At 71.1% G+C, this 15,192-nt stretch carries 15 protein-coding genes and 1 pseudogene; 9 read left to right on the forward strand and 7 right to left on the reverse strand.

Annotation, left to right across the window (positions count from 1 at the left end; genetic code table 11):
• The first annotated feature begins 16 nt into the window (after positions 1–16).
• Together ACGFZP_RS08415 and ACGFZP_RS08420 are read left to right on the forward strand one after the other, a co-directional pair.
• A complete protein-coding gene (locus ACGFZP_RS08415) occupies positions 17–1,150 on the forward strand; it encodes a Glu/Leu/Phe/Val dehydrogenase dimerization domain-containing protein (RefSeq protein ID WP_392931002.1) in 1,134 nt (377 codons plus the stop codon).
• A gap of 404 nt (positions 1,151–1,554) precedes the next feature.
• On the forward strand, positions 1,555–1,812 hold the full coding sequence (locus ACGFZP_RS08420; protein ID WP_387940959.1) for a DUF3073 domain-containing protein: 258 nt from the start codon (positions 1,555–1,557) through the stop codon (positions 1,810–1,812).
• A gap of 179 nt (positions 1,813–1,991) precedes the next feature.
• Here ACGFZP_RS08420 and purM read toward each other — a convergent pair whose 3' ends face one another.
• From purM to ACGFZP_RS08435, 3 genes are all read right to left on the reverse strand, one after another.
• Entirely contained in the window at positions 1,992–3,077 is a 1,086-nt protein-coding gene (gene purM, locus ACGFZP_RS08425; RefSeq protein WP_392929932.1) for a phosphoribosylformylglycinamidine cyclo-ligase, read from the reverse strand.
• A gap of 76 nt (positions 3,078–3,153) precedes the next feature.
• Positions 3,154–4,734, reverse strand: a complete 1,581-nt coding sequence (gene purF / locus ACGFZP_RS08430) for an amidophosphoribosyltransferase (RefSeq protein WP_392929934.1) — start codon at positions 4,732–4,734, stop codon at positions 3,154–3,156.
• A 372-nt stretch (positions 4,735–5,106) separates the two neighbouring features.
• The gene (locus ACGFZP_RS08435) at positions 5,107–5,979 is read right to left on the reverse strand and encodes a diacylglycerol kinase family protein (RefSeq protein WP_392929935.1); all 873 of its coding nucleotides are present in this window, start codon (positions 5,977–5,979) and stop codon (positions 5,107–5,109) included.
• Between the two features lie 126 nt (positions 5,980–6,105).
• Here ACGFZP_RS08435 and ACGFZP_RS08440 point away from each other — a divergent pair, with 126 nt between their 5' ends.
• Together ACGFZP_RS08440 and ACGFZP_RS08445 are read left to right on the forward strand one after the other, a co-directional pair.
• Entirely contained in the window at positions 6,106–7,389 is a 1,284-nt protein-coding gene (locus tag ACGFZP_RS08440; RefSeq protein WP_387940967.1) for an adenylosuccinate synthase, read from the forward strand.
• 144 nt (positions 7,390–7,533) lie between these two features.
• A complete protein-coding gene (locus ACGFZP_RS08445) occupies positions 7,534–8,136 on the forward strand; it encodes a GNAT family N-acetyltransferase (RefSeq protein ID WP_392929937.1) in 603 nt (200 codons plus the stop codon).
• A 76-nt stretch (positions 8,137–8,212) separates the two neighbouring features.
• On the opposite strand, the gene ACGFZP_RS08450 is transcribed toward ACGFZP_RS08445, so the two are convergent.
• Positions 8,213–8,554 carry an ATP-binding protein gene (locus ACGFZP_RS08450; RefSeq protein ID WP_392929939.1) on the reverse strand — a complete coding sequence of 114 codons (342 nt, stop codon included), beginning with the start codon at positions 8,552–8,554 and terminating at the stop codon, positions 8,213–8,215.
• Positions 8,555–8,574: 20 nt separating this feature from the next.
• Between ACGFZP_RS08450 and ACGFZP_RS08455 the strand changes: the two are divergent.
• Positions 8,575–8,727 (forward strand): annotated as a pseudogene (locus tag ACGFZP_RS08455) (DUF397 domain-containing protein); the annotation flags it as partial.
• A 257-nt stretch (positions 8,728–8,984) separates the two neighbouring features.
• On the opposite strand, the gene metG reads toward ACGFZP_RS08455, so the two are convergent.
• Complete coding sequence (gene metG, locus ACGFZP_RS08460) at positions 8,985–10,697, reverse strand: methionine--tRNA ligase (RefSeq protein ID WP_392929940.1); 1,713 nt, start codon at positions 10,695–10,697, stop codon at positions 8,985–8,987.
• Positions 10,698–10,989: 292 nt separating this feature from the next.
• The gene (locus tag ACGFZP_RS08465; RefSeq protein WP_392929942.1) at positions 10,990–11,481 is read right to left on the reverse strand and encodes a MarR family winged helix-turn-helix transcriptional regulator; all 492 of its coding nucleotides are present in this window, start codon (positions 11,479–11,481) and stop codon (positions 10,990–10,992) included.
• Between the two features lie 117 nt (positions 11,482–11,598).
• Here ACGFZP_RS08465 and ACGFZP_RS08470 point away from each other — a divergent pair, with 117 nt between their 5' ends.
• From ACGFZP_RS08470 to ACGFZP_RS08480, 3 genes are all read left to right on the forward strand, one after another.
• On the forward strand, positions 11,599–11,943 hold the full coding sequence (locus ACGFZP_RS08470; RefSeq protein ID WP_392929944.1) for a DMT family transporter: 345 nt from the start codon (positions 11,599–11,601) through the stop codon (positions 11,941–11,943).
• A gap of 85 nt (positions 11,944–12,028) precedes the next feature.
• Entirely contained in the window at positions 12,029–12,349 is a 321-nt protein-coding gene (locus ACGFZP_RS08475; RefSeq protein ID WP_392929946.1) for a DMT family transporter, read from the forward strand.
• Positions 12,350–12,491: 142 nt separating this feature from the next.
• A complete protein-coding gene (locus ACGFZP_RS08480; RefSeq protein ID WP_392929948.1) occupies positions 12,492–12,803 on the forward strand; it encodes a DUF6087 family protein in 312 nt (103 codons plus the stop codon).
• A 58-nt stretch (positions 12,804–12,861) separates the two neighbouring features.
• Here ACGFZP_RS08480 and ACGFZP_RS08485 read toward each other — a convergent pair whose 3' ends face one another.
• Positions 12,862–13,794 carry a hypothetical protein gene (locus ACGFZP_RS08485; RefSeq protein WP_392929949.1) on the reverse strand — a complete coding sequence of 311 codons (933 nt, stop codon included), beginning with the start codon at positions 13,792–13,794 and terminating at the stop codon, positions 12,862–12,864.
• A 310-nt stretch (positions 13,795–14,104) separates the two neighbouring features.
• On the opposite strand from ACGFZP_RS08485, the gene ACGFZP_RS08490 reads away from it, so the two are divergent.
• Entirely contained in the window at positions 14,105–15,157 is a 1,053-nt protein-coding gene (locus ACGFZP_RS08490; protein ID WP_392929950.1) for an aldo/keto reductase, read from the forward strand.
• Positions 15,158–15,192 lie beyond the last annotated feature (35 nt).

Genomic DNA, 15,192 nt, shown 5'->3' on the forward strand with positions numbered 1-15,192 from the left:
ACAGACCGCATCCGCCATGCACGCCGCACCCGGAGTGCTCAGCAGGATCTTCCGTACCGAACAGGACGGCGTCCCCGGCGACGGCCACGAGCAGGTCGTCCTCTGCCACGACCGCAGCTCCGGCCTCAAGGCCGTCATCGCCATCCACTCGACCGCCCTGGGCCCGGCCCTCGGCGGCACCCGCTTCTTCCCGTACGCCTCCGAGGAGGCGGCGCTGGAGGACGCGCTCAACCTGTCGCGCGGCATGAGCTACAAGAACGCGCTGGCCGGGCTCGACCTCGGTGGCGGCAAGGCCGTCATCATCGGCGACCCGAACAAGGACAAGAACGAGGCGATGCTCCGCGCCTACGGCCGCTTCGTGGAGTCCCTGCGCGGCCGCTACATCACCGCCTGCGACGTGGGCACCTACGTCCAGGACATGGACGTCATCGCGCGCGAGACCGAGTTCGTGACCGGCCGCTCCCCGGAGAACGGCGGCGCCGGCGACTCCTCCATCCTGACCGCCTTCGGCGTGTTCCAGGGCATGCGCGCCAGCGCCCAGGCCCGCTGGGGCCAGCCGACCCTGCGCGGCAGGCGGGTCGGCGTGGCCGGCGTCGGCAAGGTCGGCCACTACCTGGTCGGCCACCTGGTCGCGGACGGCGCCACCGTCGTCATCACCGACGTCTCCGAGGCCGCCGTGAACCGCGTGCGCGCGGCCCACCCGGAGGTGGAGGTCGTCGCCGACACCGCCGCCCTGCTCCAGGCCAAGCTGGACGTCTACGCCCCCTGCGCGCTCGGCGGCGCGCTCACCGACGACACGGTGGCCGCCCTCGGCGAGTTCGGCACCTCCCTCGTCTGCGGCGCGGCCAACAACCAGCTGGCCCACCCCGGCGTCGAGAAGGACCTGGCCGGCCGCGGGATCCTCTACGCCCCGGACTACCTGGTGAACTCCGGCGGCGTGATCCAGGTCGCCGACGAGATCGAGGGCTTCAACTTCGAGCGGGCCAAGAACAAGGCCACCAGGATCTTCGACACCACGCTGGAGATCTTCACCCGGGCCGCCTCGGACGGCGTCCCGCCGGCCGTGGCCGCGGACCGCCTGGCCGAGAAGCGGATGCGCGAGATCAGCGCGCTGCGCTCGGTCCTGCTGCCGGGTGCCCGCCGCGCCTGAGCACCGCCGTAGGACCCTGCTGCGCGGGGGGCGGTCGCCGGGGCGGTCCCGAGCCGTCCACCTTCCGCCTCCCGCGCATCACAATGTGGAACCGGATTCTCACTTCTGCACCCGATCGGGTGATCCAAAGTCCCCCTTGGGGGGATAATCGATCCGGGAACGACGGACCTGAACTACCTCCGGACAGCGCGCAAATGGCCGCAAAACCTCCCCTGACCTGGGAAGACCTGGTCTCGGGTGCGGCCGGTGCGCGCCACGTCACACCGACGACGTACCGTCCAGCGGCAGAAACAGGTACCGTTAATGCTCCAAGGGACGGTCCTCCCCATTCGGGCAGGCCGCTCTTGATCATGAACACGTGTCAGACTCGGGGCCGTGAGCCCCATCGTTGAGGGGGTCGACCCATGGGGCGCGGCCGGGCCAAGGCCAAGCAGACGAAGGTCGCCCGCGAGCTGAAGTACAACAGCGGCGGGTTCGACGCCAATCGTCTGTCCAACGAGCTGGGCGTATCGCCCTCCACCACCCCGATCGAGCCTGAGCCGATCGAGGAAGAAGAGGACGACGACCCCTACGCGGAATACGCGGCTCGTTACGCCGACGATGACGAGGACGACGACGTCGAGTCGGGCTCCGGGCAATCCCAGGCCCGCCGCCGGGCGTAGTCGCAGTCTGGCCTGACCGGTCCGGGCGCCCAGTGCGCCGGGCCGGTTTTCGGCGTTCCCGCGCACGGGCTACCGCCGCGGGCCTCTTCAGGACGGCGGCAGCCTGTGGGGCGGGTGTGAAGAAGGGCCCCTGCGGCCGTTCCCGCCGCAGGGGCCCTCTCCGTGCCTCAGGGGGCTGCTCAGCCCGCCGTGAAGCCCTCGTACGCGTTGTAGAGCGCCGCGCCGCCCTCGTGCCCACCGTCGCGCTCGACGATGTCGCCGAGCAGCCAGGCCTCGACGCCCCGGTCCTCCAGGATCGAGAGCACCACGTCCACCGAGTGCGGCGGAACGACGGCGACCATGCCGACGCCCATGTTCAGCGTCTTCTCGATCTCCAGGGTGGCCACCTTGCCGACCTGGGCGACGGTCTGGAAGACCGGCAGCGGGGTCCAGGTGCCGCGGTCCAGGCGGGCGTGCAGGCCGTCCGGGATCACCCGGGCCAGGTTGGCCGCCAGGCCGCCGCCGGTGACGTGCGAGAAGGCGTGGACCTCGGTCGCCCGGGTCAGCGCCAGGCAGTCCAGTGAGTAGATCCGGGTCGGCTCCAGCAGCTCCTCGCCGAGCGTACGGCCGAACTCCTCGACCTTGCGGTCCAGCTTCCAGCCGGCCTCGTTCAGCAGCACGTGGCGGACCAGCGAGTAGCCGTTGGAGTGCAGACCGGAGGCGGCCATCGCGATCACCACGTCGCCGGCCCGGACGCGCTCGGCGCCCAGCAGCGCGTCCGCCTCCACCACACCGGTGCCGGCGCCCGCGACGTCGTACTCGTCCGGGCCCAGCAGGCCCGGGTGCTCGGCGGTCTCCCCGCCGACGAGGGCGCAACCGGCCAGCGCGCAGCCCTCGGCGATGCCCTTGACGATCGCGGCGACCCGCTCCGGCACGACCTTGCCGACGCAGATGTAGTCGGTCATGAACAGCGGCTCGGCGCCGCACACCACCAGGTCGTCCACGACCATGCCGACCAGGTCGTGGCCGATCGTGTCGTGCTTGTCCATGGCGGCGGCGATGGCGACCTTGGTGCCCACGCCGTCGGTGGCCGAGGCCAGCAGCGGCCGCTCGTAGCGCTTGAAGGCGGACGCGTCGAAGAGCCCGGCGAAGCCGCCGATGCCGCCGACGACCTCGGGGCGGCTGGCCTTCTTGACCCACTGCTTCATGAGCTCGACGGCGCGGTCGCCCGCCTCGATGTCGACGCCGGCGGCGGCGTAGGTGGCGCCGTTCTGGTTCGTGGTCACTGCGGTGCGGCCCTTTCGGGTCAGTGGGGGATGGAACAGCGGTGGGGCCCCGGGTTCCGGGACCCCACCTTGAGTACTACGGGCGGCGCAGGGCGTCGGCCGCGCCCGCTCCGCCGAGCAGGGACTGGACACCGTCCGGGTCGCTGCCCGTCGGCTTGCCGCGGACGGCCGGCGGCTGCTGGCCGCCCTTGATCTCGGCCTCCAGCAGGAGCTTGCCGAGCAGCGCCGGGTCGGGCAGCTCCATCGGGTACTCCCCGTCGAAGCAGGCCCGGCAGAGCCGGTCCTTCGGCTGCTTGGTGGCCTCGATCATGCCGTCGATCGAGATGTAGGAGAGCGAGTCCGCGCCGAGGGTGCGGCCGATCTCCTCGATGGTCATGCCGTTGGCGATCAGCTCCGCGCGGGTGGCGAAGTCGATGCCGAAGAAGCAGGGCCACTTCACCGGCGGTGAGGAGATCCGGATGTGGACCTCGGCGGCGCCGGCCTCGCGCAGCATCTTGACCAGCGCGCGCTGGGTGTTGCCGCGCACGATCGAGTCGTCGACGACCACCAGGCGCTTGCCCTGGATGACCTCGCGCAGCGGGTTGAGCTTCAGCCGGATGCCGAGCTGGCGGATGGTCTGGCTGGGCTGGATGAAGGTGCGGCCCACGTAGGCGTTCTTCACCAGGCCGGAGCCGTACGGGATCCCGCTGGCCTCGGCGTAGCCGATGGCGGCCGGGGTGCCGGACTCCGGAGTGGCTATCACCAGGTCGGCCTCGGCGGGCGCCTCGGCGGCCAGCCGGCGGCCCATCTCCACACGGGAGAGGTGCACGTTGCGGCCGGCGATGGAGGTGTCGGGGCGGGCCAGGTAGACGTACTCGAAGACGCAGCCCTTGGGCTTCGCCTCGGCGAAGCGGGAGGTCCGCATGCCGTTCTCGTCGATGGCGATGAGCTCGCCGGGTTCGACCTCGCGGATGAAGGAGGCGCCGCAGATGTCCAGCGCCGCCGTCTCGGAGGCGACCACCCAGCCGCGCTCCAGCCGGCCTAGCACCAGCGGGCGGATGCCCTGCGGGTCGCGGGCGGCGTAGAGCGTGTGCTCGTCCATGAAGACGAGTGAGAACGCGCCCTTGACCTTGGGCAGGACCAGCTTGGCCGTCTCCTCGATGGAGAGGTCCGGATGGCCTGCGAGCAGGGCGGTCACCAGGTCGGTGTCGTTGGTCGCGGCCGACCGGCCCGAGCGGGAGACGTGCTCCTCACCGGGCAGTTCGGCGACCATGGCCGCCAGTTCGGCGGTGTTCACCAGGTTTCCGTTGTGCCCGAGGGCCAGCGAACCGTGAACGGTCGCACGGAAGGTCGGCTGGGCGTTCTCCCAGACCGAGGAACCGGTGGTCGAGTAGCGGGCGTGTCCGACGGCGATATGCCCGTGCAACGACCCCAGGGAGGCCTCGTCGAAGACCTGGGAGACGAGTCCCATGTCCTTGAAGACGAGAATCTGGGAGCCGTTGCTCACTGCGATGCCCGCGGATTCCTGACCGCGGTGCTGCAGGGCGTAAAGGCCGAAGAACGTGAGCTTGGCGACCTCCTCGCCGGGAGCCCAGACACCGAAGACGCCGCAAGCGTCCTGGGGGCCTTTCTCACCGGGAAGAAGATCGTGGTTGAGTCTTCCGTCACCACGTGGCACGCCTTCGAGTCTAGGGCAGTTGGCACAGGCTTCCGGAACCGGGGAGGCCGGGATTGTTGGGCGATCGATCAGTAACGCGCGTAGACAAAACCCCTTACGCGGCGTGGAATTCGGGGCGCGGCAATTCGCCGGAGGGGCGCTTGGCCTTGCGGCCCGCGCCCGTTGGCGCGATGCGTGCGCGATCGGCCCTTCGCCGGGCGTTCGCCGGGGGTTCGCCCAACGTGAGCCTGCTCACCCGGGGCCGGAGGGGGTCGGGGTGGGGCCGGACGGGGGGCGGGGGCCGCGTTGTCGGCTGCCGGCTGCGGGTCTGCGTTGCCGGCTGCAGGGTGCAGGGTGCAGGTCTGCGTCGCCGGGTGCGGGTGCGGCCGCGGGTCAGACCGTGGGCTGGGTGGCCGGGAGCAGGAGGCCCCAGGCGCCAGGGTGCACCGTCCAGGTCCGCGCCCGGACCGGGCCGACCGGATGGCCGTCCGCCTCGTAGCCGAAGCCGCGCCCGACCACCGAGACGGTCGCCGCGCGGGCCCGCACCAGCGCGCCGGGGGCGCGGACGACGATCTCCATCACGCCCTCGCCCGCCGCCTCGCCGACCGGCAGGGCCACCTCGACCACCCGGACCGGCCGGTCGACGTCCGCGAGCAGCCGCCCGTCCGCCTCGACCCGGAGCCGGGAGCTGTGCTCGCTCTTGGTGGTGTCCGATGCGCTCTTCGTGAGTACGGTCCCCTGCTCGGCCGCAGCCAGTTTCGCCCATAGCGAACGCCAGCCACCCGTGCGGCCCCCCAGTCGGCGCGCCCCGCTGCCCGAGATCCGCACCCCGCCGAGCGCCACCCCGCCGCCGTCGTCCACCAGCAGGTCCAGCTTGCGCGGCGCGCCCGAGAGCACCGCCCGCGCGGCCGGTACCGGCTCGGCCGGCACACCGAGCGCGCGGGCCGCGGCCAGCTCGTTCACCCGGCCGACCGGGACCATGCCCACCGCGTCCGCTCCCAGCTCACGCTGGCGGTGCAGGGCCTGGAGCACCCTCTGCAGCGCGAGATCGGAACCGATCACGACCGGTCGGCGGCGGCCCCGGTGCGAAAGCACCCGGTCGAGCTCGGACGGGCTCTCCGGGTACGCCACCTTGACGTCCGCGCCTCCGCAGAGGACGTCCTTCGCGATCCGCACCGACTCGCCGTCGGTCTGCCGGGCCGCCGGGTCGAGGAGCAGGAGGAGCGGCTCGGGGCCGCCGGTTGCGGGCGTGGACAGGGACGACACGACCGGTCCTTCCTCAGGTAATCTCTCGGTGCAAGAGCCCCTTGCGCTATTGCGCCAGGGGCTTCGTCTATCTCGGGGCAGACTGCGGCCTACGCAGGATGCCCCAACCGGAAGGGGTGTACGCCTGTGCCGGCACTCGTGCTCGTTGGCGCTCAGTGGGGAGACGAGGGCAAGGGGAAGGCGACCGACCTCCTCGGCGGCTCCGTCGACTACGTCGTTCGCTACCAGGGCGGCAACAACGCCGGTCACACGGTGGTCATCGGCGACCAGAAGTATGCACTTCACCTGCTGCCTTCCGGAATCCTCAGCCCGAATGTGACGCCGGTGATCGGCAACGGCGTCGTCATCGACCCGGGCGTGCTGCTCTCCGAGCTCAGCGGTCTGAACGAGCGCGGCATCGACACCTCCAAGCTGCTGATCTCGGGCAACGCCCACCTGATCACGCCGTACCACCGCACCCTGGACAAGGTCACCGAGCGCTTCCTCGGCAAGCGCCGGATCGGCACCACCGGCCGCGGCATCGGCCCGACCTACGCGGACAAGATCAACCGCGTCGGCATCCGCGTGCAGGACCTCTTCGACGAGTCGATCCTGCAGCAGAAGATCGAAGCCGCCCTGCACGACAAGAACCAGCTGCTGGTCAAGCTCTACAACCGCCGCGCCATCCCGGCCGAGCTGGTGCTGGAGGAGTACCTCGGCTACGCGGACAAGATCAAGCCGTTCCTGGCCGACACCACCCTGGTGCTGGACGAGGCGCTGAAGGCGAACAAGGTCGTCCTGCTGGAGGGCGGCCAGGGCACCCTGCTCGACGTCGACCACGGCACGTACCCCTTCGTCACCTCCAGCAACCCGACCGCCGGCGGTGCCTGCACCGGTGCGGGCATCGGCCCGACGAAGATCGACCGCGTCATCGGCATCCTGAAGGCGTACACCACCCGCGTCGGCTCGGGCCCGTTCCCGACCGAGCTGCTGGACGCCGACGGCGAGGCGCTCCGCCGGATCGGTGGCGAGCGCGGTGTGACCACCGGCCGCGACCGCCGCTGCGGCTGGTTCGACGCGGTGATCGCGCGCTACGCGACCCGGGTCAACGGCCTGACCGACTTCTTCCTGACCAAGCTCGACGTGCTCACCGGCTGGGAGCAGATCCCGGTCTGCGTCGCCTACGAGATCGACGGCAAGCGGGTCGAGGAGCTGCCGTACAACCAGTCTGACTTCCACCACGCCAAGCCGATCTACGAGACGCTGCCGGGCTGGACCGAGGACATCAGCAAGGCGAAGACCTTCGCCGACCTGCCGAAGAACGCCCAGGCGTACGTGAAGGCCCTGGAGGAGATGTCGGGCGCCCCGATCTCCGCCATCGGCGTCGGCCCGGGCCGCACCGAGACGATCGAGATCAACTCGTTCATCTGAGCCGCCCGGCCCGGTAGGCACGCGGGCAGCTGAGAAGGCCCTGTGGGACGCACCGTCCCACAGGGCCTTCTTCGCTCCTTGGGGCTTTTGCACTAGTGCAACAAGGCATTGCCTCTAGTGCAGAGTGGCGCTACCTTCGGGATCATGACTGCGAAGCTTCCCGCGCCGGTGACCCTCGTCGGACGCCACGTCCGCCTCGAACCCCTCGGCCGCCACCACCTGTCCGACCTGTTCGCCGCCGGCGGCGGCGACGAGGAGGTCTGGCGCTGGGTGCCCTCCGGCACGCCGCACACCGAGGCGGAGTTCGCCGCCGTCATCGACAAGCGGCTCGCCGAGATCGAGGGCGGAACGGCGGTCGTGTTCGCGGTGATCGACCTGGCGGGCGGGCGGGCGATCGGCATGACCGGGTACTACGACTTCGACGCCGTCAACGAACTCGTCGAGATCGGCGGCACCTGGTACGCAAGGACCGCCTGGCGGACGGCGGTGAACACCGAGTCCAAGCTGCTGCTGCTCACCCATGCCTTTGAGGACCTGGGGATGGGTCGCGTCTTCTGGAAGGCGGACAGCCTCAACGAGCGCTCCCGCAGCGCCATTTCACGTCTGGGCGCGACCTTCGAGGGCATCCACCGCCGGGACAGGCTTCGCGCGGACGGCAGTTGGCGCGACAGCGCCTACTTCTCCATGCTGGCCGACGAGTGGCCGGAGGCCAAGTCCCGCTTGACGGAACGCCTTTCACTCGGCTGACGGGCAGCGGCGATCTGCGCGACGACGCCGACGAAGAGCACCGAGACGAACAGCCCGGCCAGCAGGACGACACCCATCAGCCACCGACCGCCGCAACCGCCCACACCGCTTTCCCGTACGACCCGATGAGTTCCACACCCCACTCATCGGCAGGCGAGTCGACAAGGTCAAGCCCCCGTCCACTTGTTCGCGTGTCATCGGGGACCGGTCGGAGGATCGGTGCGGCCGAGGCGTCGGAGACGGTGATGTAGAGCTTGTGGGCGCGGAGTTCGAGCACAACGGTCGGGGCGCCGTCGCCGTGCACGAGGGCGTTGGTGACCAGCTCGGAGAGCAGGAGGCACGGGACGTCCGCGCCCCGGCCGATGATCTGCAGCGTTTCGCGGAGGAGCCGCCGCAGGGTGCCGACGATCTCCGGCACGGCCGGCGGGAAGATAAGCGATGTCGCATCAGTGGCAGAAGTCGACCAGCAGCACCCAGGGCGGCGGCAATTCGGTCGAGGTCGCGATCAACAGTGAGGGCCTGGTCGAGATCCGCGAGTCCGACGCCCCCGACGCCGTCGTCGTCACCACCCCCAAGAAGTTCGCCCTCCGGCTCGAAGGCGTCAAGCGCGGCGAGTTCGACCACTTCGGCACCGCCTGGCCGAATCGTTCCGGCGGCCCCCTGCTCCCGCAAGGGGCCGCCGACACGGGCGAACCCACGCGCCAACAGGGCCAACCGTTCGACCGTTACCGGACACCTCGCCGGTACCGGGAGACGGTCTACAACAACCCGAACTCCCCCGGCCGCCCCGCCGCGGCTGCGTGGGAAGTCGGACCTGCCGACTTCCCACGCAGCCCGGGGTTGGACGCTCAGGCGCCGCCGCCGAACCGGGTGGTCCAGCTCTCCAGCTGCTCGTCGGTGATCTTGGCGAAGAGCACCGGAGGCACCGTGAACGGCGTGCCGGCCGGGACGAGGGTGAGCGCCTCGTCGGCGGCGACCCAGGTGCGGGTGTCGTCGGGCAGGGTGAAGGAGTCGCGGATGGCCTTGGCGGCGGTCGGGATGAAGGGCTCGGAGACCACCGAGTACAGGTGGATGAGGTTCATCGCGGTGCGCAGCGTCAGGGCGGCGGCCTCCAGGTCCGTCTTGGCCTGCAGCCAGGGGGCCTTCTCGTCCAGGTAGGAGTTGCCGGCGCTCCACAGCGCACGCAGACTCTGCGCGGCCTTGCGGAAGTTGAGCGCGTCGAGGTGGCCCTCGTACTCGGCGAGCAGTTCGGCGATCTGGGCTCCGAGGCGCTGCTCGGCCTCGCCCGCCTCGTGGCCGGCCGGGACCTCGTCGCCGAAGCGCTTGCGGCTGAAGGACAGCACGCGGTTGACGAAGTTGCCGAGGGTGTCGGCGAGGTCCTTGTTGACGACGGAGGCGAAGAGGTCCCAGGTGAAGCTGGAGTCGTCCGACTCGGGGGCCTGCGCCATCAGGAAGTAGCGCCAGTAGTCGGCCGGCAGCAGCTCCAGCGCGACATCGGTGAAGATGCCCAGCTTCTGGCTGGTGGAGAACTTGCCGCCGTAGTACGTCAGCCAGTTGAAGGCCTTGACGTAGTCGACCTTCTTCCACGGCCGACGCGAGCCGAGGATCGTGGCGGGGAACATCACCGTGTGGAACGGGACGTTGTCCTTGGCCATGAACTCCGTGTACCGGACGGTGGAGTCGGCCTCGTACCACCAGGACTTCCAGTCCCGGACCTCGCCGGCCGGGGCGGCGTCCGCCCACTCCTTGGTGGCGCCGATGTACTCGATCGGGGCGTCGAACCAGACGTAGAAGACCTTGCCGGAGGCCGCCAGCTCCGGCCAGACGTCGGCCGGGACGGGGACGCCCCACTCCAGGTCGCGGGTGATCGCGCGGTCCTGGAGGCCCTCGGTCAGCCACTTGCGGGCGATCGAGGAGGCGAGGACGGGCCAGGTGTCACCGTTGGCCGCGATCCACTCCTCGACCTCGTCCGTCAGCTTCGACTGGAGGAGGAAGAGGTGCTTGGTCTCGCGGACCTCCAGGTCGGAGCTGCCGCTGATGGCCGAGCGCGGCTCCACCAGGTCCGTCGGGTCGAGGACGCGGGTGCAGTTCTCGCACTGGTCGCCGCGGGCCTTGTCGTAGCCGCAGTGCGGGCAGGTGCCGACGATGTACCGGTCCGGGAGGAAGCGGCCGTCGGTGTTGGAGTACACCTGGCGGACCGAGCGCTCCTCGATGAAGCCGTTCGCGTGCAGCTCGCGGGCGATCTCCTGGGTGATCTCCCGGTTCTGCGGGGAGGAGCTGCGGCCGAAGAAGTCGAAGGACAGCTGGAAGCCGTCGTAGATGGCCTTCTGCTGGTCGTGGGCCTGCGCGCAGAACTCGGCGACCGGCAGGCCCGCCTCCTGGGCGGCCAGCTCGGCAGGGGTGCCGTGCTCGTCGGTGGCGCAGATGTACAGGACCTCGTGGCCGCGCTGGCGCAGGTAGCGGGAGTAGACGTCCGCCGGGAGCATCGACCCGACCATGTTGCCCAGGTGCTTGATCCCGTTGATGTAGGGAAGCGCGCTGGTGATCAACTGCCGAGTCATCCTGGGATGCTCCAATGTCTCCGGCGAACACCGGTGGGGGTGCCCGCGGGTGGATGGTGTCGATGTCCTGTGCACCGGGCGTCGGGTACAGGCGGCCAAGCGAGTCCGGACGGCCGGAGGCGACCTGGACGCGGTGCGTCCCGGGTGCGGCTGAGTTTAGTGGCTCCCGGCACGTCCCCGAGCGGCACCGGGCTCGGGCGCGGACGAGGGCGCTGGTACGGACGCCTGTACCGGACGCCTGCACGGGACACCTGCGCGGACGCGGGCTCGGGCCGGGCTCGGGCCGGGGTGATCAGCTGGTGGCGACCGCCGGCGGGGGCCCGGGGACGGGGGTACCGAGCGAGCGCCGGGCGGTGGTGAGCAGCGGGGCGAGGTCGGCAGCGGCCTCGCCCGCCTCGTCGATCGCGGCGGTGAGGGTGGACTCGTAGGTGCTGCGGGCCTCCTCCCGGCGGGCGCGGCCGAGGTCGGTGATGACGGTGTAGACGCCACGCTTGTCGTCCGGGCAGCTGTCCCGGTAGGTGAACTCGGCCGTGTGCAGCCGGGCGACCAGGCGGGTGACCGAGCTCTGGTTGAGCCCGAGGCTGGTGGCGAGGTCCTGCATGCGCAGTTCGCCCTTGGGGGCCTCGGCGAGGAAGCCGAGGGCGCGGTACTCGGAGAGGCCGAGACCGTGGCGGCGCTGGAGGGCGGTGGCCAGGCGGCCCTCGACCTGGGTGTGCAGCGCGGTGAGGCGGGCCCACATCCGGGCATCCGCATCGCCGCTGGTGGGGGTGGGTCGAGAGGTCATGGGTGACTCCCTGGCCGTGCGGGGTGGGTTGACACAGGTTACTTGTACATGCATGCTCTTGCCCAGTCTCCATGAACTTGCACATACATGCAATTACTAGGAACCCGGGGGGTTCTCATGGCCTGGATCTACCTGCTCATCGCCTCGGCCTTCGAAGTGGTCTTCGCCCTGGCCACCAACGCGACCCACGGCTTCACCGTCCTCGGGCCCTCGCTGCTCACCGCGGCGGCCGCCGCCGGCGGGATCTTCTTCCTCAGCCTCGCCCTCAAGACCCTCGACGTGGGCGTCGGCTACACCGTCTGGACCGGGATCGGGTCGATCGGCACCGTCACCCTCGGCTCGGTGGTCTTCCACGAGTCGATGAACGCCGGGAAGGCCGTCGCCTTCGTCCTGATCATCGGCGGCGTCCTCGGCCTCAAGCTCGCCGACCGGCTCGGCGGCGAACAGCAGCCGGCCTCCTGACCCCGCCTCCTCGACCCCCTCCGGTCCGGCGGACCCGCCCGACCCCTGATCCCGAACAACCGCGCCCACAAAGGAGCAGCACGTCATGGCCTGGGTCTTCCTCGCAATCGCCGTCGTCTTCGAGATCGGCTTCGCCCTCGGCACCAACGCCACCCACGGTTTCACCCGGCTCTGGCCGTCCGTCTTCACCCTGGTCGTGGCCGCGGCCGGCATCTTCACCCTGAGCCTCGCCCTGCGGACCATCGACCTCAGCGTCGGGTACACGATCTGGACCGGGCTCGGCTCGATCGGCACGGTCCTCTTCGGAGCCCTGGTCTACAAGGAGAGGATCACCCTGCCCAAGCTGCTCTCCTTCGCCTCGATCATCGCCGGGGCGATCACCCTGAAGCTCGCCGCCGGGATCTGAACCGGGCGGCCCGGAGCACTCCAGGCCCGGAGTCGGACATCTGACGGTCGGACAACAGCACTACCGTTTCACCCGTTCGTGGAATCGCCCCGCCCTCCCGCCATCGGCAAGACTGGCCCCGCCGGACGTGAGGGAGGTGGCGATGGACGCCGAGGACGAACCGCTGGCCGACTGGTATGCCGCCCGCGCGAAGCGGCGCCGCCCGCCCGGGGTGCGGGACGCGATCGCCCTGGTGGCAGGGCCGCAGCGCGGGGCGCACCTCTTCCAGGACGCACCACGGCTGGTGGTCGAGTGGGACGGCTTCGCCTGGCAGCCGGTCGCCGTCGCAAAGAACTACGCCGAGGCGTACGGGCTCATCGCCCGGGTCGAGCCGCTCCGGGCCTTCCCGCAGTCCGACACCCCCGTACCGCTCCTGCGCAAGGGCACCGGCCGCCACCGGAAGCCGGACGCCTGAGACGGGGCCGGGCCCTGGCCACGGTTCCCGACGGACGGAACCCGAGCCAGGGCGGGCATCAAGGGGCCTGGCGACCGGACGCCGTCCGCCGCCAGTACGAGCGGGCCGCGACCGCCAGTGCCACCCCGTACACGGCGAAGGCGCAGAAACCGATCCAGCCCACCAGCAGGGCGTCCGCCGCACTGTGGAAGTCACCGGGCCGGATCGTCACCGCGCCCGCCGTGGCGAGGCTTAGGTACCCGAGACCGAGGACGCCGTACGGCGCGAGGGTGGCGGCGCCGAGCAGGGCGGGGGTGAGCGGCAGCCAGCGGGGGACGGGGCGTCCGCGCAACACCGGGGTCCACCGCGGGAAGACCCGGCCCCACGGCCGGACCAGGCCCCAGAGCAGGAACACGCCGAGGGCCGCCAACAGCACCGTCCCGTCCAGGCCCCAGGACTCCAGGGTGAGCCAGATCCCGGAGGCGCCGTTGCGTTCCGAGGCGGCTCGCATCTCGGCGCCGTCCGTTCCGGCGAAGGTGCCGCCCAGCACCCAGACCAGCTTCATCGCGACGTACGGCGCGAAGGCCAGCGTCCCGGCACAGGCGGCGAGTTGGACCCGACGCGAGGCCGGTCCGACGGGCTCGGCCGCCCTGGCCGGGCGGCCCGGACGGGCCACCCCGGCCAGGAGGACGGCGCCGAACGCCGACAGCGCGTGCAGCCCGGCGTCAGCCCGACTGTCCACGCCCTGACCGAAGATGAGCGTGATCACGTCCATCAGCAGGCTGAACGCCCCCGCCACCGTAAGCGCGCAGAGTGCCAACAGAGCTCTGCGCAAAGGAGGTTGCGGGCCGAGGCGCACCACCGCCAGGCCGACGGCGACGGCCACCGCGCCCACCGCCGCGACCGCCCACCCCAGCCAGGCCAGTCCGAACAGCGCCTGGCCGCCCGCGGCGCAGCCGGCCCCCAGTGCGGCGTAGGCCGCGCCCCACCCGGCAACGCCCCATCCGTTCACGGCCCGTCCGTTCACTGCCCGTCCGTTCACTGCCCGTGCGGCGATCCGCCCGATGTCCGTCATGCCCCCACGCTCGCACCGGCGTTGGCCGCTCGGCCTCCACCGCCCGGAGGAAGCCGCTCCCCCGGCGGGGGGATCCGGCCGCACGGAGCCGGTCCACAGGGAACCGGTCCGCACGGAGCCGGTCCGCGCCGAGCCGGTCGACGGAATCCCCTTGCCCTGGAGTGCACTCCAAGATCTACCGTCGGGACCCACAGCCGACCACCACCGGCCACCGCCCGCCCACCACCCACTCCAGGGAGCCTGAACCATGCGCTACCGCGTCCTCGGCGGCACCGGCATCGAGGTGAGCACCCACTGCCTCGGCACGATGATGTTCGGTGCCGTCGGCAACCCCGACCACGACGACTGCGTCCGGATCATCCACGCCGCCCTCGACCAGGGCATCAACTTCGTCGACACCGCCGACATGTACTCCGCGGGCGAGTCCGAGCAGATCGTCGGCAAGGCCCTCGCCGGCGGCCGCCGGGACGACGTGGTGCTCGCCACCAAGGTGCACTTCCCGATGGGCGAGGGCCGCAACCGGGGCGGCAACTCGCGGCGCTGGATCGTCCGCGAGGTGGAGGAGAGCCTGCGCCGACTGGGCACCGACCGGATCGACCTCTACCAGGTGCACCGCCCCGACCACACCACCGACATCGAGGAGACCCTCTCGGTGCTCGGCGACCTCGTCCGGGCCGGCAAGATCCGCGCCTTCGGCTGCTCGACCTTCCCCGCCGAGGAGCTGGTCGAGGCGTACCACGTGGCCGAACGCCGCGGCCTGCAGCGCTTCCGGACCGAGCAACCGCCGTACTCGCTGCTCGCCCGCGGCATCGAGGCGAACGTGCTGCCGGTCGTCCAGCGGCTCGGCATGGGCGCGCTGACCTGGAGCCCGCTCGCCTCCGGCTTCCTCACCGGGCGCTACCGCAAGGGCCGTCCGATCGACATGACCTCCGGCCGCGCCGCCCTCACCCCGGCCCGCTTCGACCCGGCGCTGCCCGGCACCGCGGCCAAGCTGGACGCCGTCGAGGAGCTGTCCGCACTGGCCGAGGAGCTCGGCCGCACCCTCCCCGAGGTGGCCATGGCCTTCCCCCTGGCGCACCCGGCCGTCACCTCGGTGATCATCGGTCCGCGCACCATGGGACAGCTGGAGGACGCCCTCAAGGGCGCCGACCTCGTCCTGGACGACGACGCCCTCGACCGCATCGACGCGATCGTCCCGCCCGGCACGAACGTCTACCACCCCGACGGCGTCTGGAAGCCCCCGGCGCTCACCGACCCGGCCCTCCGCCGCCGCACGCCCGCCGCCCGCGCGGCCGGCTGACACCGCGGGCCTTCGCGGACGCCCGGCCCGAGCCA

Origin of the sequence: Kitasatospora sp. NPDC048239, assembly GCF_043202015.1 — a bacterium.
Classification (GTDB): Bacteria; Actinomycetota; Actinomycetes; order Streptomycetales; family Streptomycetaceae; genus Kitasatospora.

Coding starts and splice junctions, on each gene's coding strand:
- ACGFZP_RS08465 (WP_392929942.1), bottom strand. CDS start 11,481: ATGACCTCTCGACCCACCCCCACCAGCGGCGATGCGGATGCCCGGATG.
- ACGFZP_RS08490 (WP_392929950.1), top strand. CDS start 14,105: ATGCGCTACCGCGTCCTCGGCGGCACCGGCATCGAGGTGAGCACCCAC.
- metG (WP_392929940.1), bottom strand. CDS start 10,697: ATGACTCGGCAGTTGATCACCAGCGCGCTTCCCTACATCAACGGGATC.
- ACGFZP_RS08415 (WP_392931002.1), top strand. CDS start 17: ATGCACGCCGCACCCGGAGTGCTCAGCAGGATCTTCCGTACCGAACAG.
- ACGFZP_RS08445 (WP_392929937.1), top strand. CDS start 7,534: ATGACTGCGAAGCTTCCCGCGCCGGTGACCCTCGTCGGACGCCACGTC.
- ACGFZP_RS08470 (WP_392929944.1), top strand. CDS start 11,599: ATGGCCTGGATCTACCTGCTCATCGCCTCGGCCTTCGAAGTGGTCTTC.
- ACGFZP_RS08420 (WP_387940959.1), top strand. CDS start 1,555: ATGGGGCGCGGCCGGGCCAAGGCCAAGCAGACGAAGGTCGCCCGCGAG.
- ACGFZP_RS08480 (WP_392929948.1), top strand. CDS start 12,492: ATGGACGCCGAGGACGAACCGCTGGCCGACTGGTATGCCGCCCGCGCG.
- ACGFZP_RS08475 (WP_392929946.1), top strand. CDS start 12,029: ATGGCCTGGGTCTTCCTCGCAATCGCCGTCGTCTTCGAGATCGGCTTC.